20 protein-coding genes are annotated in these 23308 nt (G+C 42.9%); 10 read left to right on the top strand and 10 right to left on the bottom strand.

Annotated elements, in window-relative coordinates:
- The first annotated feature begins 147 nt into the window (after window positions 1–147).
- Both MHN30_RS18995 and MHN30_RS18990 read left to right on the top strand, forming a co-directional pair.
- Window positions 148–522 carry a BlaI/MecI/CopY family transcriptional regulator gene (locus tag MHN30_RS18995; protein ID WP_130165078.1) on the top strand — a complete coding sequence of 125 codons (375 nt, stop codon included), beginning with the start codon at window positions 148–150 and terminating at the stop codon, window positions 520–522.
- Window positions 515–1738 (top strand): M56 family metallopeptidase, encoded by a 1224-nt coding sequence (locus MHN30_RS18990; protein WP_130165069.1) that lies wholly within the window; start codon window positions 515–517, stop codon window positions 1736–1738. The genes MHN30_RS18995 and MHN30_RS18990 overlap by 8 nt, the downstream gene beginning before the upstream one ends.
- 105 nt (window positions 1739–1843) lie before the next feature.
- Here MHN30_RS18990 and ssb read toward each other — a convergent pair whose 3' ends face one another.
- The 3 genes from ssb to MHN30_RS18975 all read right to left on the bottom strand — a co-directional run bounded on the left by ssb (window position 1844) and on the right by MHN30_RS18975 (window position 4768).
- On the bottom strand, window positions 1844–2497 hold the full coding sequence (gene ssb / locus MHN30_RS18985) for a single-stranded DNA-binding protein (RefSeq protein WP_010376633.1): 654 nt from the start codon (window positions 2495–2497) through the stop codon (window positions 1844–1846).
- Window positions 2498–2514: 17 nt separating this feature from the next.
- Window positions 2515–3882: an MFS transporter gene (locus MHN30_RS18980; RefSeq protein WP_039492994.1), complete on the bottom strand. Its 1368-nt coding sequence runs from the start codon at window positions 3880–3882 to the stop codon at window positions 2515–2517.
- A gap of 139 nt (window positions 3883–4021) precedes the next feature.
- Entirely contained in the window at window positions 4022–4768 is a 747-nt protein-coding gene (locus MHN30_RS18975; protein WP_130165070.1) for a transporter substrate-binding domain-containing protein, read from the bottom strand.
- Window positions 4769–4948: 180 nt separating this feature from the next.
- On the opposite strand from MHN30_RS18975, the gene uvrA reads away from it, so the two are divergent.
- Window positions 4949–7771 (top strand): excinuclease ABC subunit UvrA, encoded by a 2823-nt coding sequence (gene uvrA, locus MHN30_RS18970; protein WP_010605951.1) that lies wholly within the window; start codon window positions 4949–4951, stop codon window positions 7769–7771.
- 50 nt (window positions 7772–7821) lie between these two features.
- The gene (locus MHN30_RS18965) at window positions 7822–8916 is read left to right on the top strand and encodes a hypothetical protein (RefSeq protein WP_239360763.1); all 1095 of its coding nucleotides are present in this window, start codon (window positions 7822–7824) and stop codon (window positions 8914–8916) included.
- Here the strand turns inward: MHN30_RS18965 and MHN30_RS18960 are convergent.
- Window positions 8897–9295 (bottom strand): thioesterase family protein, encoded by a 399-nt coding sequence (locus MHN30_RS18960; protein ID WP_045990510.1) that lies wholly within the window; start codon window positions 9293–9295, stop codon window positions 8897–8899. The two genes, MHN30_RS18965 and MHN30_RS18960, sit on opposite strands and share 20 nt — an antisense overlap.
- Window positions 9296–9324: 29 nt before the next feature.
- Between MHN30_RS18960 and MHN30_RS18955 the strand changes: the two genes are divergently transcribed.
- Window positions 9325–10026, top strand: coding sequence for a 2OG-Fe(II) oxygenase (locus tag MHN30_RS18955; protein WP_239360760.1), 702 nt, complete (start codon window positions 9325–9327; stop codon window positions 10024–10026).
- A 232-nt stretch (window positions 10027–10258) separates the two neighbouring features.
- Here MHN30_RS18955 and MHN30_RS18950 read toward each other — a convergent pair whose 3' ends face one another.
- Complete coding sequence (locus MHN30_RS18950; RefSeq protein WP_010376624.1) at window positions 10259–10627, bottom strand: YacL family protein; 369 nt, start codon at window positions 10625–10627, stop codon at window positions 10259–10261.
- A 62-nt stretch (window positions 10628–10689) separates the two neighbouring features.
- On the opposite strand from MHN30_RS18950, the gene MHN30_RS18945 reads away from it, so the two are divergent.
- Window positions 10690–11634, top strand: coding sequence for an AEC family transporter (locus MHN30_RS18945; protein WP_239360757.1), 945 nt, complete (start codon window positions 10690–10692; stop codon window positions 11632–11634).
- Window positions 11635–11637: 3 nt separating this feature from the next.
- Here the strand turns inward: MHN30_RS18945 and MHN30_RS18940 are convergent, their stop codons facing one another.
- On the bottom strand, window positions 11638–11865 hold the full coding sequence (locus tag MHN30_RS18940) for a hypothetical protein (protein ID WP_010376621.1): 228 nt from the start codon (window positions 11863–11865) through the stop codon (window positions 11638–11640).
- 220 nt (window positions 11866–12085) lie between these two features.
- Between MHN30_RS18940 and MHN30_RS18935 the strand changes: the two genes are divergently transcribed.
- Entirely contained in the window at window positions 12086–13399 is a 1314-nt protein-coding gene (locus MHN30_RS18935; RefSeq protein ID WP_239360754.1) for a short-chain fatty acid transporter, read from the top strand.
- Between the two features lie 30 nt (window positions 13400–13429).
- Here MHN30_RS18935 and MHN30_RS18930 read toward each other — a convergent pair whose 3' ends face one another.
- Window positions 13430–14440, bottom strand: coding sequence for a site-2 protease family protein (locus tag MHN30_RS18930; protein ID WP_069020130.1), 1011 nt, complete (start codon window positions 14438–14440; stop codon window positions 13430–13432).
- A 210-nt stretch (window positions 14441–14650) separates the two neighbouring features.
- Between MHN30_RS18930 and MHN30_RS18925 the strand changes: the two genes are divergently transcribed.
- Window positions 14651–15859, top strand: coding sequence for an EAL domain-containing response regulator (locus tag MHN30_RS18925; RefSeq protein WP_102055961.1), 1209 nt, complete (start codon window positions 14651–14653; stop codon window positions 15857–15859).
- Here the strand turns inward: MHN30_RS18925 and MHN30_RS18920 are convergent.
- Complete coding sequence (locus tag MHN30_RS18920) at window positions 15843–16970, bottom strand: hemolysin family protein (protein ID WP_010605959.1); 1128 nt, start codon at window positions 16968–16970, stop codon at window positions 15843–15845. The genes MHN30_RS18925 and MHN30_RS18920 overlap by 17 nt on opposite strands.
- Before the next feature lie 166 nt (window positions 16971–17136).
- On the opposite strand from MHN30_RS18920, the gene MHN30_RS18915 reads away from it, so the two are divergent.
- Together MHN30_RS18915 and MHN30_RS18910 are read left to right on the top strand one after the other, a co-directional pair.
- Window positions 17137–19590, top strand: a complete 2454-nt coding sequence (locus tag MHN30_RS18915) for a prolyl oligopeptidase family serine peptidase (protein WP_130165076.1) — start codon at window positions 17137–17139, stop codon at window positions 19588–19590.
- Window positions 19591–19815: 225 nt separating this feature from the next.
- A complete protein-coding gene (locus MHN30_RS18910) occupies window positions 19816–20511 on the top strand; it encodes a response regulator transcription factor (protein ID WP_017219015.1) in 696 nt (231 codons plus the stop codon).
- Between the two features lie 43 nt (window positions 20512–20554).
- On the opposite strand, the gene MHN30_RS18905 is transcribed toward MHN30_RS18910, so the two are convergent.
- A complete protein-coding gene (locus MHN30_RS18905) occupies window positions 20555–22075 on the bottom strand; it encodes a YifB family Mg chelatase-like AAA ATPase (protein ID WP_130165077.1) in 1521 nt (506 codons plus the stop codon).
- A 17-nt stretch (window positions 22076–22092) separates the two neighbouring features.
- Entirely contained in the window at window positions 22093–22707 is a 615-nt protein-coding gene (locus MHN30_RS18900; RefSeq protein WP_039492969.1) for a trimeric intracellular cation channel family protein, read from the bottom strand.
- Window positions 22708–23308: the final 601 nt, after the last annotated feature.

The raw sequence follows: 23308 nt of genomic DNA, 5'->3' as shown, positions 1-23308 counted from the left end.
TTAAGCCTTATTTGGATCAAATTCTGACAAAGCACTTCGCTATCCAATTATTTTATAGTTAAACATTGACCTTATTGCTTGCAATAGCTGGTGACATGTGTAATTTTCACCCAGAACAATTACATGCGTAATTCTATAGGTGATAAATTGATGGAAGTAAGTAAAGCCGAGTTCGAAATATTAAACGCGATATGGGCTAACTACCCGTGTACAGCAAAAGCTGTTATAGAGAGGCTTAACCAGCAAGGTTCTTGGCACGAGAAAACCGTCAAAACTTTACTTGGAAGGCTGGTGAAAAAGGAAGCGATTAAATTTGAAAAGTGCAGTCGTCATTACTTGTACTCCCCTCTCATAGTCAAAGATGAGTATATCATCAAAGAAAGTGATAATTTTTTAAAAAGACTATTTGGCGGAAAAGTATCACCTTTAGTTGCAAGCTTTGCTAAATCAGAAAAGCTTTCACAAAACGATGTAGATGAATTGAAAAAAATAATTTCAGATTGGGAAAACAACAATGATTAGCTGGCTCATTGAACAAACATTTGTAATAACCCCGCTGCTACTGATATTGATTTTTTTTCAGAAAATGGGCTTCAAGAAACTTAACGCGAGTGTTGTTTACTTGTTTTGGCTAATTATTCCTTTGAGCTTGCTGCTTAGTTATATTGACTTCACTCAGTTGCATGAAACAACAATTGGCAACCAAGAATTACTCAACTATCAAGAGCAACTCACTAATTATAATCAAGTTATTCAACAAATTTCAATACCGTTATTGTCAATATGGTCAATTGGCTTTTTCTTTTCAATATCAAATTACCTTACTAGTCATTTTCTATTTTTAAAACACCTTGATATAAATGAATGCTTTTCATTGAAAAAACTACTACCTGTAAATGTTAATGCATATTACTCAAGTCGCCTAAGCACTCCAATTAGCGCAGGTTTTTTCTCGAAGTTCATCGTTATACCTAAAACCTTTCACACTGATTATAGTAAGCAACAACAACTGATGATTATAGAACATGAATTACAGCATATAAAACGGGGAGATTTGTATTGGAATTTACTAGCAATGCTGATTCACTCAACGTTTTGGTTTAACCCGATTGTCTGGTATGCACGAAAATACTTTTACTTATGTCAAGAGGTATCTTGTGATGAACAAGTATTGACCAACGCGACTAAAAAACAAAAGCTCAGTTATTTAGAAGCTCTATTGTACTCACAAACTAAAGAAAATAAAAATTCTAGAATAATTTCAGCATTTTCTGATCGAGAAATTTATAGCTTTCGTTTTAACCAAATAACTTCTAGTTCAAAGCTAAACAAGTATTATTTATTACCTTCGATATTTCTTGTACTACTTCTTTACTTTTTAATGAAAAGCTCTGTAAATACAATAGAAAACATTGGGAATAGCTTGATAAAACCAATTATGCGAGTAATCCCTATTTATCCTCAAGAGGCGGCAGCTAGCAATATAGAAGGATTTGCAATTGCATCCTTTTCAATAAATAAAAATGGCCAAACAGAAAATGTTCAGATCAATTTATCTCAACCTAGTGGTGCTTTTGACAAAGAAGTGCTCAACGCAATAAAAACTTGGCGCTACACTAAACCTTACAGCGAAATCGATAAAATCGAAGTGCAAGTTGAGTTTAGACGGCAAGAAAGCACTCCCTTAAGGCTAGAAAAAGAAGGTATAGAAGGAATCTTAGTTACCCCCGAGCTATAGCAAACCTTTTACCGCTTTCACTTGCCCTATCAAAAAGTCGCACAAAAAAGCCGCTTAATAGCGGCTTTTAAGATTATTTTTCAACATTTAATATTTTGTCTTGAATTAGAACGGAATATCATCATCAAAGTCAATTGGTGGCTCCATAGGATTTGAGCTACCACCTGATTGACCATTGTTTTGGTTCTGTTGTGGTGCAAAACCACCTTGAGACTGGCCACCAAATCCAGAAGACTGCTGAGAATTCTGTTGCGATTGCTGTGGTGCGAATCCACCTTGCTGCTGGTTTGACTGGCTTTGCTGTGGCTGCGAATATTGCTGCTGAGGCGCTTGATTATAGCTTTGCTGGCCATAATTATTTTGCTGCTGTTGACCACCTTGGTACTGGCCGCCACCTTGACCCTGCTGCTCGCCACGGCCACCTAGCATTTGCATTTGGCCACCCATGTCCACCACGATTTCCGTTGTGTACTTTTCTTGGCCGCTTTGATCTGTCCACTTACGAGTCTGTAGACGACCTTCAATGTACACCTGCGAGCCTTTTCTTAAATACTCACCCGCAACTTCCGCAAGTTTGCCAAACAACACCACACGGTGCCATTCTGTACGCTCTTGCAATTGACCGGTGTTTTTATCTTTCCAGCTATCCGTAGTTGCAATGCTGATGTTAGCCACGCCGTTACCGTTTGGCATATAGCGAACTTCAGGATCTTGGCCCAGATTACCTACCAAAATTACTTTATTAACACCACGTGCCATGGCATTGTCTCCTCACACTATGACAAGCCCAGCACTTGCTTGGCTTGCTTCAAATCAAAAATTTTATCATCTACTTTTAGGTAGCTACGATTCTCATCTCTCACTACCGTGGCCTCAAGTACCCCAGGTAATGAAACCAATTGGTCTGCCAATTCCGTCGCTTGTTGCTCATTTTCTACAGCAGAAACTAAGCTGATCGCTTTGCTCTTAGGTGGCACTTGCATGCCCCATGCGATAACAAACCATATTACCCCAATAATGGCCGTTGCGGCAAATATCGTATCGACCGCAAAATTTTGTGCCAAGATACCACCCAAAGCACCACCTATAAATGCGCCAAGAAACTGGCCAGATGAAAAGACTCCCATCGCCGATCCCTTTTGGTTTGCTGGAGCTATGCGAGAAACCAACGCAGGCATAGTTGCTTCGAGAAAATTAAAGGCAATAAAATAGACCAGCATTGCACCTGCGATCACCCAAAGTGAATCCACAAAGCAATACAAAGTAACCGAGCTTACCACTAACATTGCAATAGACAGCAAGAATGTCTGCTTTTCTTTTTGTTTGCGGATCGCCACTATCATCATCGGTGCCATCAAAATGAAGGCGAGTAAAAATACCGGAATATAGAGTTGCCAATGCCTATCTGCTGCAAGGCCATCACGGATCAACTGGCCAGGCAAGGCTACAAAAATTGTAGTCAGCGTCAAATGCAATAGCAACACCCCAAGATCAAGCCTCAGTAACTGTGGGTTTTGCACCAAGCGACGAATATCTGCAAAGCTTGCAATTGTGTCACCTTTTGGGGCTTTATTTACCGCATTTGGCACCATAAAGGTAATGATAGCGATCCCTACAATTGCCAATACCGCCGTCAGCCAGAAGATCCCTGCGATACCAAAAGACGCTGCAATCATTGGTCCTAATAACATGGCTACAGCAAAGCTCATACCAATGCACATGCCAATGACCGCCATAACCTTGGGACGCTGCTCGTCACGGCTCAAATCCGCAGCAAGCGCAAGTAACGCACTTGCAATCGCGCCCATGCCCTGTAGGGCTCTACCAAATGTCACCCAATAGATTGAATCCGCTAATGCCGCGATAACGGATCCTAATGCAAATACCAACAACCCACCAATGATGATTGGCTTGCGGCCGAACTTATCAGACAACCAACCCATAGGTATCTGCAGTACAGCTTGAGTCAAACCATAAGCACCAATAGCCAAACCAATCCACAGTGGCGAGACATCCTGTAAAGACTGGCCGTAAACAGCTAACACTGGCATCAGCATGAACAAACCAAGCATGCGGAAAGCGAAAACGCCAGCAAGAGAAATCGCGGCGCGCTTTTCAGTTGGGTTTAAAGAGTCATTAGACATAAGGCGGTATTCATCACTATCGAAAATCACGCGCAAGTTTAACAAACTCTTTTCTTAACTTACACTAGCGCGAACGGATCTTTGCAATGCGATTGTTACCATCATGAATTTGAGCAGCTTACTTCGAGAGAAAAAAGCGCTAGTTGACGCCGTACTTGGCCGTGATCTGAGCTAATTTTCCGCTACGTTTAACCCGTTCAAATGCTTGACTCAAACGCTGCAAACGCTCGCTCGAGGTGCGTGCCTTGCTAAAGGCAAAATATACTGGGTTTTCGTTAATAACCAACGGGCTAATTGCAAACTTTTCAAAATCAGGGTTATTTTTACTTTGATACAGGATGTTGAATTTTTCTTCTAAAAACCCTGCGATCCGTCCTTTTTTGAGCAAATTCAATTTTACCTGATTGTCGGGTACATAAATAAATTGTGTTTCACTGTCGGTACGACGCGCAAGGCGAGCTGTAAACGCCTCACCGTAATAAGCATTACGCTGAATAGCGATGGGCTTTGACAGATGGAATAACGACTCAAGTGAGTCAAGCTGATGAGGCTCGCCTGAGTTCATTGCAAAAACAATGGTTTCCATTCGTTGAGGACCAATAAAATGCGCAAACTGTTCACGTACCGGTGTTTTTGTGACGCTCAAAATAAGATCGATATCGCCCTCCTCTAAAAGCTTCAGCGCCCGACCCCAAGGAATACTTACGAAACGATAGCTACACCCCGCTTCATCTAACAAGGCTTTAGCGAAATCAACGTCCATACCGTGCCAGACAAGGTCGTCATTTAATTTAGACTGCGCCGCATAATTCTCAAACCGCACCACCAGCTCACAGGCGAAGACATTTTGGCAAAGCAGCGCCAAAAGCAATAAAAGTCGATACAAAATCAATATCCCAAGTTGATCGGTTTAATAAGTTTAGTTCGTTTAGCAGAGATAACTTAATTTTGTATTCGGGATGCGGTAATCTGTTCACTTCACATCATGCTTTGACTGATCCAGGTTTCAATTTAGTGGATTAGTATCGCGTACTCAGTACAGCGCACGAAAAAACACAAGGGTCGTATGGATAAAATAGAAGTTAGGGGTGCCCGCACCCACAATTTAAAAGACATTTCACTCACTATTCCAAGAGACAAGTTGATAGTGATCACGGGTCTTTCTGGCTCAGGGAAGTCGTCTTTAGCATTTGACACCTTATACGCAGAAGGCCAGCGTCGTTATGTTGAGTCTTTGTCTGCGTACGCGAGGCAGTTTTTATCGCTGATGGAAAAACCAGATGTGGATCACATTGAGGGCTTGTCTCCCGCGATTTCCATTGAGCAGAAGTCGACTTCTCACAACCCACGCTCAACCGTGGGAACCATTACCGAAATATACGACTATTTAAGATTACTCTTTGCACGAGTGGGTGAACCGAGATGCCCTACGCATGATTTACCGTTAGCCGCACAAACTATCAGCCAAATGGTTGATACTGTATTGGCGCTACCAGAGGGTAGCAAACTTATGCTACTTGCACCGGTGGTGAAAAACCGTAAAGGTGAGCACGTAAAACTGTTAGAAGAGCTTGCAAGCCAAGGTTTTATTCGTGCGCGTATTGATGGCGAGGTATGCGATCTCTCAGATCCACCAACGCTAGAGTTACAGAAAAAACATACCATAGAAGTCGTGGTGGATCGTTTCAAAGTCAAAGCAGGGCTTGAGCAGCGGTTAGCCGAATCTTTTGAAACCGCGCTTGATTTGGCTGATGGCATTGCGCAAATCGCCTATATGGATGATAGCGACGCAGACGAACTGATCTTCTCGGCCAACTTTGCCTGTCCAACTTGTGGCTATGCCATGAGCGAACTTGAACCACGACTGTTTTCTTTCAATAACCCCGCAGGTGCCTGCCAAAGCTGTGATGGTTTGGGGGTAAAGCAGTACTTTGATCCCAAACGTGTAGTGCAAAACCCAGAACTAAGCTTGTCTGGCGGTGCAATCAAAGGGTGGGATAAACGCAGTTTTTACTATTTTCAGATGTTAAGCTCGGTTGCCGAGCAATATGGATTTGATTTAGAAACGCCATTTCAGGATCTGCCGAGTAAATTTCAAAAAGTGGTTTTAGAAGGCTCAGGCAAAACTAAAATCGCGTTTAAGTATCGTAATGACAGAGGCGATCTTATCACCCGCAATCACGAGTTTGAAGGCGTGTTAAACAACATGAATCGCCGTTATCGGGAAACGGAGTCCAGTTCAGTAAGAGAAGAGCTCGCCAAATATCAAACCAGCCAAGCGTGTCCAAGTTGCCATGGCTCACGCCTGCGCGAAGAAGCGCGCCATGTATTTATCGGCTCGACCAATCTGCCAACTGTAACAACGATGAGTATCGGCGAAGCCAGTCAATTTTTTATCGACTTAGCACTCACAGGTCAAAAAGCACAAATTGCGGACAAAATACTCAAAGAGATCCGTGACCGTTTATCTTTCTTGATCAATGTTGGCCTAAACTATCTCTCTTTGGAGCGTAGCGCTGATACTTTATCTGGCGGTGAAGCTCAGCGGATCCGTCTTGCAAGCCAAATTGGCGCCGGTCTCGTGGGGGTAATGTACGTACTGGATGAGCCTTCAATTGGTCTACATCAGCGTGATAATGACCGGTTACTTAAAACACTCACGCACTTAAGAGATCTTGGCAACACCGTGATTGTGGTAGAGCACGACGAAGATGCCATTCGTGCAGCCGATCACATCATCGATATCGGTCCAGGCGCCGGCGTACACGGCGGCTATGTCGTCGCTGAGGGAACTCGCGATGAGATAATGCAAAGTAAAGACTCATTAACGGGTCAATATCTCAGTGGCGAGAAATGTATTGAAGTTCCAGCGCAACGCCATCAATGTGATGACAAATGGCTTGAGCTTAAAGGCGCAACGGGCAACAACCTAAAAAGTGTCGACTTAAAAGTGCCTGTTGGGCTCATGACCTGCGTAACTGGGGTATCTGGTTCGGGTAAATCTACTCTCATTAATGACACCCTATTCAAGCTTGCCCATCAGGAATTAAACGGTGCAACAACGCAAGAAGCTGCACCATATGAATCAGTTCATGGGCTAGATCACTTCGATAAAGTTATCGATATTGATCAGAGTCCTATCGGTCGCACACCACGTTCAAACCCTGCAACTTATACCGGGATCTTTACTGCTATCCGTGAACTATTTGCGGGGACGCAAGAGTCGCGTTCACGCGGTTATAAGGTTGGCCGCTTTAGTTTTAACGTTAAAGGCGGTCGCTGTGAGGCCTGTCAAGGCGATGGGGTGATCAAGGTAGAAATGCACTTCCTGCCGGATGTCTATGTTCCTTGCGATGTCTGTACTGGTAAGCGCTATAACCGTGAAACACTGGAAGTGCTGTATAAAGGTAAAAATATCCACGAAGTGTTGGAAATGACCGTTGAAGACGCTCGAGAATTTTTTGATAAAATTCCCGCGATCAATCGCAAACTACAAACTTTAATGGACGTTGGCCTCTCCTACATTCGCTTAGGGCAAGCCGCCACGACTTTGTCCGGTGGTGAAGCGCAGCGTGTTAAGCTCGCTCGTGAACTATCAAAACGAGATACCGGTAAAACACTTTACATTCTCGATGAGCCAACCACAGGTCTGCACTTCCATGATATTCAGCAGCTACTCGCAGTATTACATCGTCTGCGCGATCATGGTAATACGGTGCTGGTTATCGAGCATAATCTAGACGTCATCAAAACCGCGGACTGGATTGTGGACTTAGGTCCAGAGGGAGGAGCAGGAGGTGGTCAAATACTCGTCTCAGGTACACCTGAAACGGTGGCTGACTTTGCGGCTTCGCATACGGGTAAGTACCTTAAGCCCTTATTGTCTTAATTTCTAAAAGTCTCTATTATTGGTGCATAATAATTACAAATTCATTTATTATGCACCAACTTCTCGCGCCAAAAAACTTAACCGCATACCTAGCAAGATTGCGCTTTTCCATCGGCCAATTTTGGCAAAGCCTAACGCTGGCTCAACGCTATTATTTGGTCAGTTTTATCATTTTTATGTTCAGCTTGAGTGAAACTGAAGATAATAACTTCACCGCTTTTTTGATCTTAATAACCACAGTAACCGCGCTATGTTATGAATTCTGGCCAAGGATCATGACCTTTTGGGAAAGTGTGCCAGGTAAAGCACTAATACTGTTATTTTACGCCTTTATCGCTAACTTTGTGTTAGTGCAAGCTGATGGCCGTATCAATGATTTAACTGGCGTCAGCACAGATAACTTCCCTTACACACATAATTTGAGTGTGTTGCTGTCGTTACCTACTTGGTTTTTTATTACCAGTACCTTCTTATTAATTCTCGCGCAACTCTTTATGACCTGCTATGTCGTTGTACTTTTCCTGCTTAAACCATTACGTATAAAGCCTTTTTGGCATCAGAATCACTATCGTTATCCGGCAACAACAGCGATCATCAGGTTGATCATGTGTTTTGTTTTATTGGCGTTCTTGGTGCTTGGCATCGCTAAATCAGGTGCTTCAACCGCATTTACTGAGTTTTCTTCTGATTTCAAAGTAGATAAGGACGGAATTTCTTTCCAAGCCAACGCGAAAGAATCGCGCTCAGCAGACTCCGCAGAAGAAAACGAAGGAGCATCGGAAACTCAACCACAAGTGGCCGACATGAGTGGCGATACTCCACAACAAGATGAAGCACAGCCCACGGCAGATGAGCCGGAGTCGTTAACGGTATCTATTAATAACGATCCCAACCCCGATTTGCATGAGCAAGGCAAAAACTATAACGATGTGCTTAACCAAATACTGGCTTACTTTATCTTTCGCTTTGAGTCTGACGGAAACTCACGTTGTGAACATAGCGAAGGCAGTAATATTGTTGAATTAAATGATTATGAGATCTTAGAGATAATGCCGGATAACGCCGCAGAATACGGCTATACCTATACGGTAAAGCCTTGTATCTCAGCGGCAATTGGTCATCAGTTTAAACCGCAGCAACCATAAAGGTGCCTAGCGCATCGCGCTCTTGCTGACTCAGCGGTTGAGATTGCTTAACCGCAAAGTCATATCGCACCATAATGGTTTTACCTTCAGCACAGCACTCTCCATGCTGCCAAGCCTGCTGCAAAATCACAAATGAGCTGTTGCCGATATGTTCAACAGCCGTTTTTATTTCGACTTCCTGACCATAAAATAGCTCTCCTTTAAAGGTAACTTCGACTTTAGCAACAATCAATTTCCACTCTTTTGGATTTAAATCTGGTGTAAATATTTTGAAAATAGGTGTGCGCGCGGCTTCAAACCACACAGGGAGTACGGTATTGTTGATATGTCCAAGCACATCTGTGTCGCAAAAACGCGGCATAAGCTTTTCAGACAGCATAATAACTCCAATAAAAACTAGGGAAAAACATGAGTGATTTTATTCGCGTTTACGATAACGCACTCAGTTCAGACTTTTGCGATGAATTCGTAAAGACCTTCGATCAAAGCCCACATTTAAAACAGGGGACTACGTCTGGTGGTGTCGACTTGAGTAAAAAAGTCAGTCACGACCTTTATTTAAATTCCTATCCTGACTATGCCAAACAGTTACAACACATTCAACAGGTTACGGCAAAGCACTTATTTGAATACCTTGAAGAGCATTTCTTTATGATCATCGGTGCATTTGGACTTAAAGTGTATCACCCCAAAACTGGTGAGCCTGTCGATCTCACTGCGGATAACTTTGAAGAAGTCGGCAAGCCACAACTCCCGGTCCTTGCTCAACAGCTGTTTCGTTTGGGCGCTATCCAAGCTCAGCGCTATCAAATAAATAAAGGCGGCTACCCCTACTGGCACAGCGAAGTCTACCCTCAACATGACCATAATGAAGCCTTACACCGAGTGCTGTTATTTATGTTCTACCTTAATGATGTCGAGGAAGGTGGCGAGACCGAGTTTTATTATCAGCAGCGTAAAATTGCCCCACTAAAAGGCTCTATGGTGATAGCGCCAGGGTATTTTACACATACACATAGAGGCAATATTCCGGTTTCTAATGATAAGTATATACTCACTTCGTGGGTGTTATTTAATAGAGCAGAGCAACTCTATGGTACACCCAAATAAGCTATCTCTATACTTCAGGGGCTGTTGAACTCAAGCATGCAAGATCAACAAGCCCCACAGAACTTATTTAACCTGAGGTTTGGATAAGGAATGAGCTAACTCACTGTTTTTTTAATCACCTTAAACTATCTTCTTATCTAGCCAGAGAGTTTTGGGGATAACTCCGCTTCCGCGTCCTGCTCTCGCTAAGGTACCTACATCCTGTAGGCAAGGCGAATTTACGCAGCTCAGGTTATTTAGCTTTGGTAAATTCAGCCCACTCTATCAGCATGGGTAAAAAATCTTCATAGCCACACACTGCCATCATACCCGACTCATCTAAAGCCAATGCGTCTTCTTGGTACTGCGCTATGTCATCACTTTCATGAAACAGAGCGTGGCTTTCAAATAATGCTTCTTGCGGCGTGAACGTGGCGCGGATCTCTTTTCCAGCCAACACAAGCTCTTCTTTTTGATTTGGCAGGTTTTCAAGCTGTGTCAGCAGGCTGACAATACGCTCATGTGCAAGCTCTTCGCTCAGCCACCGACCTATCAACGCATGCTCGTCATTTAAGCGAGCTCGAAACCCAGAAAGTGGGTCACGAATAAACTGGTATTCCATCTTTACTTCTTAACTAAATCACCTTCTTTTATTATACCTAAGTGGCGTCCGCTAAGCATTCATTGATAGAATTACCTTTTAACCACTCGATTGTTGGTCAACGCATGTCGCCTGTTGAGATCTTATTTCCTCTCATCTTTATCGTTATTTCTGGGTTTTTGAGTGCAAAGATAAGCTTTATTGCCATCAATCAGCTTGATGGCTTGCGTACTTTTATCTTTAATTTATGTATTCCTGTGCTGTTATTTAGCAGTATGGTTCAAGCAGATCTGAAAAGCCTCGCAACAGGCTCCTTGTTATTATCCTTTTATCTCCCAGTCGCTCTGACTTATGCAGGCCTATACCTATTTCTTTTCAAGGCACAACATCGCTCAAAAGCAGACAGTGCAGCATTAGCCTTAAGTGGCACCTACTCTAATACCGTGTTAGTCGGATTACCGATTATCCTAATGGCGCTCGGTGAGCAAGCCGCTGCCATGGTATTTATGATTATTACATTCCACAGTGCGATGCTGTTTTTTATGACTTTTTTACTGGCAGCAAGACACAAAAATAAGGTAGATATTGTCAAACCCCTGCTGTTAAACCCAATAGTGATAAGTATTACGAGTGGTTTGATATTAAACGTTGTTGGGTTAAAGCTACCAAGCTTAATACTTGAAAGCTTTAGCTGGTTGGCAAAACCTGCCATTCCAGGGGCGCTATTTATTCTGGGTGCGAGCTTGGTACAGTACGGCGTGCGAGGAAAGTTACACGGTGCACTATGGCTGAGTGCAGTAAAACTGACGCTACTACCAGGATTGGTTTATCTCTTTGCCACTTATTTAGGATTGGCAACTCAGCAAGTTCAGGTGGTGACTTTAATGAGTGCCTCTCCTTTAGGAGTAAATGCCTATCTTGTTGCTAGACAGCTCGACAGCCAACAAGCAACGCTTGCGGCTACCGTTGTGCTGTCTACTGTGCTGAGTATGGTCAGCCTGACTGGGTGGTTATACTTTTTGGTATAACCGTTAATACCTAGGCGGCGTATACTTAGCAGCATCAATAATAGCCCACAAATGGAAAACGGCTGCAATCACAGGTGGAACCAATAAAAACCACAGTGCATACCCACCTACAACAACAATTGCGAAGATTAAAGCCGCCAATATACGACCTTGAACCAACTGACCAAGGCCAGGGAAAAAGACGTTACAAATCGCTGCAATTACATTACCACCAGAACCTTGTCCAGACATAGTTACCTCTCTTAGTTACTTAAAGTCTTTCTTTTTAATATATCAGATTTCATGCCAATCCTAACACTTTGATTTTAAAGGAAACCAATGAAGCTCATTGTTTTCTGTTCACTATAAGTTAGCCTAAACCACTAACTTTTAGCTTAAAGTTTAGCTATATTATGATGCGTAACTCAATCACTTTGATTTACATAAAATAATAATGAAAACAGGATGTCTTATGCTTGGCAAGTTTACCACCCCGCTAACAAAATTAGTCGACAAGTATCTACCCGATCCATTTGTGATTGTACTTTTACTCACTTTTTTGGTGATGGTACTCGCTACATTGTTTACTCCAGCAACGCCTGTCATGGTGCTTGAGGCATGGGGTAATGGCTTTTGGAAGCTGCTTACTTTTGCGATGCAAATGTTGTTAGTTTTATTATGTGGTCACATGCTTGCTGTTACCCCTCCAATAGCGAAAGCGCTAGACCGTATCGCAGGCCTAGCTAAAACTCCCTCTCAAGCAATTATACTCACCACCTTTGTTGCGATGAGCGCCAGCTGGATAAATTGGGGGTTTGGCTTAGTAGTCGGGGCTTTGTTCGCAAAGGCCATCGCTCGAAAAGTGAAAGTTGATTATCGCCTGTTAGTGGCTAGTGCTTACTCTGGTTTTGTTGTTTGGCACGCAGGCCTATCAGGCTCAGTCCCCCTGACTATCGCAACTCCGGGGCACTTTAGTGAAAAGAGCATAGGTATTGTTACCACTTCAGAGACAATCTTTGCACCATTTAACCTACTCATCGTACTCAGTATTTTTATCGTTTTACCACTTATAAATAAACTAATGCTTCCCAAAGATGATGACGCAGTTATTGTTGATAAAGAAAAGCTCATTGAACAAAGTAATGATATCAGTACCCACAATACTCCGGCTGCAAAATTAGAAAATGCCTCATGGCTTGGTATGTTAGGAGGAGCAATCGGTCTTAGCTACTTGGGCTTTTACTTTATTTTTAATGCAGGCACATTGACATTGAATATCGTCATAGCCCTGTTTATGTTCTTAGCCATGCTGCTACACAAAACCCCTGCAAATATTCTCAATAGCCTACAACAAGCAATTCAAGGTGGTGCCGGTATCGTGATCCAGTTTCCTTTTTATGCTGGGATCATGGCTATGATGGTCGAAACAGGACTAGCACAACAAATATCTCAAGGATTTGTTTCTATTAGCAGTCAATGGACATTACCGCTGTGGAGCTTTTTAAGTGCAGGCCTTGTAAATATATTTGTGCCTTCAGGCGGCGGTCAGTGGGCGGTACAAGCACCAATTATCATTCCCGCAGCAGAAGCGCTTAATGCAGACATAGCCAGAGTCGCGATGGCCGTTGCATGGGGTGATGCTTGGACTAACCTGATCCAGCCATTTTGGGCACTCCCGGTACTTGCAATTGCAGGCCTTAAAGCCAAAGATATTATGGGGTTTTGCCTAGTACAATTGCTGGTAACGGGTGTAATTATCGCAACTTTATTGTTGCTGCCCCTGTAAGAAGGTGCGTAATGCACCTTATTACACAAATTAACTTGATAAAATTTTCATTGGTAAGCTTAGGATTGGATTCTCTGAATCAGCAAAATGCATCATTACCGCAACATGACCTGTAATAACAACTATATACATAATGGCGCTGACCACTTGCCCATATCGGTCAAGGGGTAATAAGTGACTGTAATTACGGCCACGCCACTCAATCAGGATTTCAAAACTACCAATCAAAATGAATATCACCAGTAAGATTAAGCCAAAGGTGTAACTTATCCAAAGGCCGAATAATACTCCTGCCATACACGCCAATAACCCCACCCAAGAGCGCATTGAAAAGCTTATGCTTTTTAGAACATGCCCACCATCTAACGGCAAAATAGGTAGTAAATTGAATAAGTTCAACAGCGCACTTAATACTGCAACACCAGCAAAGATTTCCATCTCTGTCGCATAATACAACACCACTCCAAGGATTGAGGTTATCAAACCAAATGCCGGTCCCATCAACGAAATAACTACGTCTTGCCAGCGGGTCGTGATCTTATCATCACTTACAGCCAGGCCACCAACGAAAGGGATCAAATAGATGCCTTTTGTTTTAATCCCAAAATAGCGCATCGCGCGGACGTGGCCATATTCATGAACGACTAAGCAAGCCACAAGCATAAGCGCAAACTGCCAAGAAAATAGCCATGCGTACCCTGCCACGGATGCGCCAGCCAAGGCAGCTTTAACCACCTTTGCACTTTTAAATAACTTTAAGCCCAATGCTGCCAAACCAAATAAGCTGCGTTTTTCTTTAGGTGTTTCAGTGCTCACTTCGAGCCACTGAAGCTCAGCTCCATTTACTGCAATACCAAGTAATCCCTGAGGTAACTGCTCTGTATTTACCGCCAGTGCTTGTCCATCAATGGTCGCGAAAATGCCATTATGTTGCTCTTCAAAGGTAATCGCTTGCTGCTCGACAAAAAGCTGTACTACTTGTTGTTGGTTAAAAAAGATAGATACCGCTTTGTCCGCTAGCGAAAGCTCGACTCTATTCATATTCAGATCCAAAGGTCATTTGGGGCATTATCGCTAAAAGCGTCCGCTTCATAAAGTTCTGTCGGAATCTGAATTAGAAAAATGCAGGTAAAGTGTCATTATTGCGCTTCAAATTGAGTAAAAATCACCTTTTAAAGCATTTTGAGATTTGAGCACTTTAAATTATTTGTACTAGACTTTAAGGAGGTAAGGTATACGAAGGAATTGTTAATGTCATTAGCAAAACATCGGATAATGGTAGTAGATGATTCACCCGCGATCCTCGTCGTAATGCAAGCTATTATGACTGAGCTTGGCATTGAGCATGTCACAACCTGCTCAAGTGCGGTGAATGCTGTAGAAAAAATACGGCAGACTCCTCATCAATTTGACGCCATTTTTACAGATCTCAATATGCCCGAAATGGATGGCATGGAATTTATTCGCCAATTGGGAGAGCTAAGGTTCTCTGGCGGCATTATTATTATTTCCGAAATGGACGAAAAGATTATTGATCTAGCAACCAACCTTGCCAGACAGTCCAATGCACATCTTATCGGCAATATTTCCAAGCCCGTACAATTGGTTGATGTCGAGCGCATGCTCAAAAAAATGGAGACGTATACCACTGTTAAACGTAGCCGTATTGAAAAGGTAACCGAAAGTGATCTTTTGCACGCCATTAGTCACAATGAAATTACGCCTTACTATCAGCCAAAGGTTCACCGTGGTGACAAAAAGATAAAAAGTGTCGAGGTGCTTGCTCGTATCGTGTCTAAAAATACCGAGCAGGTTATTTTACCAGATCATTTCATTGGTGTGGCCGAAGATACCGATCTAATTAATATCATTACCTTCCAGCTTTTTGAAAAGGCGACGGATGAATTCAAAGCAATCAAGTCTGAGCTTAATTACCCGATTAAAATGGCGTTCAACTTATCACCCGTGCAATTAAATGATCTGAGCTGCCCAGATAAACTGGCACTTATTCTAGAAATAAACCGTTTAAAGCCTAGTGATATCATTTTAGAAATTACCGAAAACCAACCGATGAATCAGTCTATCCAATTGGAAACAATGAATCGCTTACGGATCCGGGGGTTTGATATTTCGTTAGACGACTTTGGTACTGGGTTTACTAATATTCAGCAATTAAAATCTTTACCGTTTACAGAGATCAAAATCGACCGCTCTTTGATAACCCATGTGGAATCCGATCGCTTTTCACAGGTACTTATCGACAGCTTAATCGACATCGCACAAAATCAACAGTTAGACATAGTAGCTGAAGGTATAGAGCGGATTGAAGAGCTACAATACCTTGACCGCTACAAGCATAGCCTGTTAATGCAGGGCTTTTTAATCAGTAAACCTAAACCACTAACAGACCTAGTCGGGTGGATACACTCTTGGCAGCGTATGATTAATTCGAACCCTTAACCTCTGGAGAGGCAGTTTCCTCTCCGTCGCTTTGCGTTTCAGACACATCTTCAGCTTCGTCGCTGTCTTCAATCAAATTATCATGATTATCAACGCGCTCTCGCCACTTTTGCTTAGCAGCAGCTTGCATATTGGTGGTTTGCTCTCGCTCATCAACAATATCCATTCCCATTAATGATTCAAGCAAATCTTCTAATGTCACTATGCCTTGTACATCGCCATACTCATCAATGACAAGCGCAATGTGTAGACGCTTTGCCAGTAACGCTTTGAATAACTCTGGCGCAGCTAGCGTTTCCGGTACGGTATAAAGAGGGCGAGATAGCTTACCAATTTTATATTCTTCTCCAAGCCTATGATAAGCAAGCATAATGTCATTTTTGTGCACAAAGCCGATGATGTCATCTGTGTTTTTATCGAATACCAACACCCGAGAAAAAGCAACCGAACCATGCTCAGACAAATACTCGTGTACTGTCATATCTTTATGCACTTTAAATAGCACCGTTCTTGGTGTCATGATGCTTTCTAGTTTGGCATGACGAAAACGTAATAAACTACGAATGGTTTCAGTCTCGTCCTGATGCAGTGCACCAGCTTCAGAGCCAATCTCCGCCATCGCTTCGATTTCTTGACGAATATAGTGAGCCTCATCATCTTTACGGCCTATCACTTTTGTTAACTGATCAGACATCCACACAAATGGCTTCAATATTCGAACTAGCCATACCAACACACTTGAAACGATAGGTGTTAATCCGCGCCAATAAGTCGCTCCTAAGGTCTTTGGAATGATTTCCGACAGCACCAAAACCAGTAGCGTCATCACCGCTGACGCTATACCGACAGCTGCATCTGAAAATACCACAGCAGCTTGTGCACCAACCCCTGCAGCACCGGCGGTATGCGCAACGGTGTTTAACGTTAGAATGGCAGATAAAGGCTGATCAATATTGTCTTTAAGGCGTTGAACTCGCGATGCTAATGCATCATTGTCTTGCTTTAAGATCCCTATATGGCTTGGCGTAATACTAAGTAGCACTGCTTCCATCACCGAACAGATAAAAGAGATAGCTATTGCCAAAAACATGTAGGTTAATAATAAAACCAAGTAAATTCTCCTCTTTATTCAACGCTAAGTGTTTGCTTAACCGCATACGTTATGTTGCTCATCAACACAGACTATTAAATTTAGGACGTCTATCGCAGCAATACAACCAGTTCAAAATACTATGATATAGTTTTATCATATAATTACCTACAATAGGCGCAAATAAATGAAATTACGTACAGCCGTCACCCTACTATTTACGGCAGTCTCAGCACAACTTTCAGCAAGCCCATTAGACGAATCAAAAATACAATTTTTGGGTCCCATCGCTGGCGAATCAACAATAAAGCCAGCGGATACAGCCCATCGTGATGCAATTATTGAAAACCTGCTACCATCATTACAACAAGACGCCAAACAGGTAACACTATTCAATAATGAAAGCAAATGGCAAGCACTGAATAAAGTATCTCAATTAACGATACCTGGACTACAAGCTCTGAAGTTTAATTTCACTACTGAACGCTTTGTCTCAGGTAAACTCAAGCTTGAGGGCATTGAGAAAGCCAAAATATTTCTAAATGGAGAGCCGGTCTCCGGTGTTAAAGAGGTTCAGCTTGATGTCGTCAAGGGCGATCATCAAATCCTCGTTATCGCTGAGCAGGTAAATGACTGGAATAAAGTTGATCTTAGCTTTGAAGGCGAAGCAGCACATGACGTTATCACGCTAACAGAAAAACAAACCAAAGCGCTGTCTGCAAAGCAGTTGTTTGATGCTCCAACGGTGAGTGTTATCTCACTTGCACCTAACGGCGAATATTACATTTCTACCGTACGCCACTACGATGATGAAAAAGGCAACGCAGCAATCACCGAAACAGCTTTATACAATGAAGATGGTGACATGCTTTACAGTTTCGATGGCATGAGCGCAACTAGCTTTGCATGGCGTGATGACAGCAGCAAACTCACCTATTTAGAAGACAATAAAGCGTACATCCTTGATGTAAAAACCTTTAAACGCACTCAAGTTGCTACTAAGCTCAATGGCGCGAATAGTATCGAGTTTTTTGATAATGACACGCTTATTTTTGCTTGGACCAACAGCGGCAAAGAAGAAGGCAAACTGACTAAACATTATCAAGGATTGGAAGATAGATGGTCATATGCCCGCACCCAGTCGCAAATCTTCTTACTTGATATCAAAAGTGGGCTACTTAATCCTGTGACAGTTGGCGCACAAAGCCATAGCTTGGCCGACTTTGACGCACAAACAAACACGGTTTTAGCAACGCGTAATAAGCAAGACTACGCGCAGCCTCCTCACATGTTGACAGAGTTAATAGAAATTGATCTATCAAACAATCAGCAAAGTGTCATTGGCCAGTATCGTACATTTAGCGGCGCTCAATACACTAAAAATGGTATTTATGTAACTGCAGGTCCTGATTTTGCCGAAGGTGCGGGGCGCAACTTACCTGAAGGTATGCTCGCGAATAACTATGATGGCCAACTCTATTGGTTAGATCGCAAAGGCAACAATGTAAAAGCACTGAGTAAAAACTTTGACCCAGCCATAGGCAGCTTTACCGTACTCAGTAATGGCGATGTGGTACTAAAAGCGACTGACCAAGATCGTCAACAGCTTTTCCTCTTTGACGAAAGTAAGTCTACTTTCAAACGCTTAAACACTGGGCTGGATGTTGTCGCCAACTATTCTGTGTCGAGTGAACGTAATCCAGAGATCTTATTCACGGGAACTACAGCATCAACTCCACAACAGTTAAAAACCATGTCAACCTCAGATAAGCGAGCTGACACGCTCTGGGACTCAACAAATATCGCATACCAGAATGCAGAAATTGCCAACCTAGAAGAGTTTAATTTTACTAATACTGAAGGCGTGGAGATTAAAGGCCGCGTGTATCTACCTCACGATTTAGACAAAGCTAAAAAATACCCAGCACTTGTTTATTACTACGGCGGCACGTCTCCAGTGACTCGTGGCTTCACTGGACGTTATCCATTTAACTTATGGGCAGCCAAAGGCTATGTGGTTTATGTCTTGCAACCAACCGGTGCGACAGGTTTCGGTCAGAAATTCTCAGCAGAGCACGTCAATGCTTGGGGCGAACACACCGCTAACGATATCATCATGGGTACCAAAGAGTTTGTGAAAGCCTACCCTTTCGTTGATGACAAGCGTTTAGGTAATTTAGGTGCTTCTTACGGCGGCTTCATGACTATGCTGCTGACAACAAAAACTGATTTATTCTCAGCTTCTATTTCACATGCTGGTATTTCTAATATTACTTCATACTGGGGCCAAGGCTGGTGGGGTTATTTGTATTCTGGCGAGGCCTCAAAAGGAAGTTTCCCCTGGAACAATCCAACGCTTTATTCACAACATAGCCCGGTATTTAATGCAGACAAAGTAACAACACCATTATTGTTAATTCACGGTGACGCGGATACCAATGTGCCGCCAGGTGAAAGTCACAATATGTATACCGCATTGAAGATCCTTGGCCAAGATGTTGAATTGGTCGAATATAAAGGCGCAGATCATCAAATTTTTGCTCGTGACAAGCGCTTCCATTGGTGGAACACCATGCTGGCTTATTTCGACAAACATTTAAAGCAAGAGCCACAATGGTGGGAACATCTATACGGTAAGTAATCAACGCTAGGCGGCACTCTGTGTCGCCTTTTTGTTTAGCGAAGCAGCAATCAAACACATCATTGTATATAATTTAATAATAAAGCTAGGTTTCCCCTTGATCGAACTAGGTTGTCAGGTTAACGTGCCAGATACAGAGTTGTAAGAATTCGTTTCATGCACTTCCAAGCAGCGATCTCTCAGTGTTATATTAACGACAATTAAACAACAATTAACAGTGAAAACATGAGCATAAAGGTTTTATTAGTTGAAGATGATGAACTCTTAGCAAAGCGACTGTGTAGTCACTTTGAAAATACCGAGTTCAGTATCACTGTAGACAATACTGGGGCTACTGCGCTTGAGCTTATTCAATCTCAAACCCAAAACCCATTTGCACTTGCTATTGTTGATGTTGTTTTACCCGCCACCGATGGCCTGCAACTTGCGAAAGAGATTAATACCTTATCAGACCTTGGTGTCATCATGCTTTCTAGCCGAGACTCTCAAGCCGACAGAATCGCAGGTCTTGCGCAAGGTGCTGATGACTACGTTTGTAAGCCTGTTGATACGCTTGAGCTTGAACTGCGTATGCGTGCCTTATACAAACGTTTAGTTGGTAATAAAGACGATGAATCGGAAGAGTTTATCGAATATGCTGACTTTAAACTACACCCTGATAACCGTACCTTAATCAATCAACATGGTATTGAGTCTCGACTTACCGAAGCAGAGCATAAAGTGTTAATTTGTCTTATTTCCAATGCAGGAAGGGCAACATCCAGAGAGCGTATTTCAGAAGACATTGGGCAACCTGATTGGAGCCCAAGTGACAGAACGGTTGATGTCTTAGTTGGCCGACTACGCAAAAAACTCGGCGATGAAAAAGAGCAAAAACGCATTGTGACGGTTCGTGGTAAAGGTTATATGTTGTCAGCTTAATCTTTACCAATAATACGCTCCCTCTCTATTGAAATGCCGATAGCTAATACTGTGTTAACTGAGCTAACAACCTCTCCAACGCGCGATAACTAAGCGCTTCCTTTAAATGTGATAAGCCAATATTAGGTGTAGAGCTCAGATCTGCAATGGTACGTGCAACCTTGATTATTCGATGATATGAACGTGGTGATAGCTTTAGTTTTTCTGCTGCCTTTGCTAGAAATAAGCGTTCAGCATCAGCAAGATAGCAGATATGATTTAGCTCTTTTACACTCAGTTGGTCGTTACATTTTCCCTGACGTGCTAAAGCTGTTTTATAGGCCTGTTCCACCCTAGCCCTTATTGTCGAGCTAGACTCTCCATTACTCTGGGATTGTAGCTCTTCTGTTTTTAGACGAGGTAATTCTACCTGTAGATCTATTCGGTCTAAAAATGGGCCTGAAATCTTAGCCAAATAGCGCAATACTTGATCTGGAGACGCTCTTTTGTCAGTGTAACAACCTGTAGGACTGGGGTTTAATGCTGCGATCAGTTGAAAGTTTGCAGGGTAATCAACTTGCCGAGCTGCGCGCGAAATCGTTACCATGCCCGTTTCCATCGGCTCACGTAATGAATCCAGTACCTTCCTATCAAATTCTGGTAACTCGTCCAAAAATAGAACACCATTATTTGACAATGATATCTCCCCTGGCTTAGGGTTCGATGAGCCTCCAACCAAGGCTACCGCAGAGCAAGTATGATGTGGAGCTCTAAAAGGCCTTGTTTTCCAGTTTGATTGGCTGATTGTTTTTCCCAGTATGGAATAGATAGAAGCCGTTTCTAACGCCTGATTATCCGTCATTAATGGCATTATCGTGGGCAGGCGCTGAGCAAGCATCGATTTTCCAGTGCCCGGAGGACCAAGAAATAAAACGTTATGCCCACCTGCCGCAGCTATTTCTAGTACTCGCTTCGCCCCCTCTTGCCCTTTCACTTCAGCCATATCCAGCAAGCTCCCACCTGAAGCTTGTATATTTAGATCGTCTGGGTAGAGTTGATTAAACCTAAGTGATTGCTGGCCGCTTAAGCCTAACCATGCTGTACGCAAGCAGCTTATAGCAACACGATTAGCATCAGCGGCAAGGCTCGCAACTGCATCGTTACCAGTAGGTAGGTAAGCAGTTCGCCCCTCCTTCGCTGCTGCAATAACAGATGGCAAAATCGCAGTGACCGTCCTCAGCTCACCATTTAACGCAAGCTCACCATAAAACTCTTTATCAGCAATAGCATGGCTATCTAACTGCCCTGATGCGACGAGAACACCGAGTGCGATTGCAAAGTCAAAGCGGCCACCGTCTTTGGGTAGATCTGCTGGTGCTAAGTTTACTGTAATACGCTGTTCTGGAAATAAAAAGCCAGCATTAACAAGGGCACTACGGACGCGCTCTTTGGCTTCTTTAACTGAGGTTTCGGGTAACCCAACAATACTAAAGGCAGGTAAACCATTACTAAGGTGTACCTCAACAATTACCTCGGGTGCGGTAATACCAACTTGTGCTCGAGTGAAGACTCTTGCTAAAGACATCCATGTCTCCTGCTTACTTAATATTTATAGTTAAATACGTGTAACACCAAATGGTATCGCATAGCTGCTAATCTCAATAACAAGGTTGCCGCCATGGACAATACCATTACGTATTCAGTTGCCATGCCCAATTTAATTGCTTGAGTATAGACTACCCCGCCAAAAATGCAGGTGATCGCGTATAACTCTCCTTTTAGAAGAAGGGGGATTTCTCTGGCCAATACGTCTCTGATGACTCCACCAAAACACCCGGTCAATACGCCCATGATCACGGCTGTAGTATCAGGCATCCCAATACTTAAAGCCTTTTGTACTCCCATTACAGCGAAAAAAGCAAGCCCAATAGCATCAGCAACCTGCAGTACAGTTCTTGGAATATTTTGATGCCGATTTAGCCACCATATACTCACAGCGACAGCAAATAAAATAGCGTAAATATAGCTAGTATCATGAAGCCAAAAAACGGGTTGATCTAAAATCAAATCTCGTAATGTTCCCCCTCCGATACCAGTTACAGTCGCAAGGACAATCACACCAAAGCCATCCATATGTTTACTATGCGCAATTAAAGTTCCCGAGATTGCAAAAACCATAACACCCAAGAGATCAAACCAATGATAGAGTTCTGACATTTCGTAATTAGTTGTGAAACAAAAGCAAAATCATAACGAAGATCTCACACAAAAGGTAGTAGGATCGCCGATATTTACAGTTTTCAATGTGGTGAGAAAAGTGATTTTATGAAATGTTTAGGATGAATGCTTGCGGATAAACCATCTACCATGTTGTACTGTGCTGATAGTGTGGTAGGAGTGAGTTCATCTCGCGAGATTTTCAAATCACACATAGCAAAAAACCCGTCGCATTGCTGCAACGGGTTTCTCTTATTTGGCCCTGGCTCGCTACGAAGTGGGATGTTCTCATTTTTTAAATAGAGAGTCACATGGGTAATCCACACTATCATTGACCGGGGCCGACCCTTCGGCTGTTTTGTTTCACTTCTGAGTTTGGGTGACGAGAAACCGAAGCACCGCTTCGCAGTTCGAGGAAGTGAGCGCAAGGACCCGCGAAGGGGAGATGCTACATGGAAGTGCTTTACCCCAAATAGCAAAAAACCCGTCGCATTACTGCAACGGGTTTCTCTTATTTGGCCCTGGCGATGTTCTACTTTCACATGGGTAATCCACACTATCATCGACGCTGTTTTGTTTCACTTCTGAGTTCGGCATGGGG

This window comes from Pseudoalteromonas sp. OF7H-1 (assembly GCF_022347825.1).
GTDB classification, from domain to species: Bacteria; Pseudomonadota; Gammaproteobacteria; order Enterobacterales; family Alteromonadaceae; genus Pseudoalteromonas; species Pseudoalteromonas maricaloris.
The sequence above is the reverse complement of the archived record's forward strand: the minus strand, read 5'-3'. Positions and strand labels throughout refer to the sequence as shown.

Bases quoted from the DNA above. Each gene is read 5' to 3' on its own strand.
- MHN30_RS18990 (WP_130165069.1), top strand. From the start codon at position 515: ATGATTAGCTGGCTCATTGAACAAACATTTGTAATAACCCCGCTGCTA.
- uvrA (WP_010605951.1), top strand. From the start codon at position 4,949: ATGGATAAAATAGAAGTTAGGGGTGCCCGCACCCACAATTTAAAAGAC.
- MHN30_RS18940 (WP_010376621.1), bottom strand. From the start codon at position 11,865: ATGTCTGGACAAGGTTCTGGTGGTAATGTAATTGCAGCGATTTGTAAC.
- MHN30_RS18905 (WP_130165077.1), bottom strand. From the start codon at position 22,075: ATGTCTTTAGCAAGAGTCTTCACTCGAGCACAAGTTGGTATTACCGCA.
- MHN30_RS18930 (WP_069020130.1), bottom strand. From the start codon at position 14,440: ATGAATAGAGTCGAGCTTTCGCTAGCGGACAAAGCGGTATCTATCTTT.
- MHN30_RS18935 (WP_239360754.1), top strand. From the start codon at position 12,086: ATGCTTGGCAAGTTTACCACCCCGCTAACAAAATTAGTCGACAAGTAT.
- MHN30_RS18955 (WP_239360760.1), top strand. From the start codon at position 9,325: ATGAGTGATTTTATTCGCGTTTACGATAACGCACTCAGTTCAGACTTT.
- MHN30_RS18915 (WP_130165076.1), top strand. From the start codon at position 17,137: ATGAAATTACGTACAGCCGTCACCCTACTATTTACGGCAGTCTCAGCA.
- MHN30_RS18910 (WP_017219015.1), top strand. From the start codon at position 19,816: ATGAGCATAAAGGTTTTATTAGTTGAAGATGATGAACTCTTAGCAAAG.
- MHN30_RS18980 (WP_039492994.1), bottom strand. From the start codon at position 3,882: ATGTCTAATGACTCTTTAAACCCAACTGAAAAGCGCGCCGCGATTTCT.
- MHN30_RS18960 (WP_045990510.1), bottom strand. From the start codon at position 9,295: ATGCTGTCTGAAAAGCTTATGCCGCGTTTTTGCGACACAGATGTGCTT.
- MHN30_RS18950 (WP_010376624.1), bottom strand. From the start codon at position 10,627: ATGGAATACCAGTTTATTCGTGACCCACTTTCTGGGTTTCGAGCTCGC.
- MHN30_RS18965 (WP_239360763.1), top strand. From the start codon at position 7,822: ATGCACCAACTTCTCGCGCCAAAAAACTTAACCGCATACCTAGCAAGA.
- MHN30_RS18925 (WP_102055961.1), top strand. From the start codon at position 14,651: ATGTCATTAGCAAAACATCGGATAATGGTAGTAGATGATTCACCCGCG.
- MHN30_RS18900 (WP_039492969.1), bottom strand. From the start codon at position 22,707: ATGTCAGAACTCTATCATTGGTTTGATCTCTTGGGTGTTATGGTTTTT.
- ssb (WP_010376633.1), bottom strand. From the start codon at position 2,497: ATGGCACGTGGTGTTAATAAAGTAATTTTGGTAGGTAATCTGGGCCAA.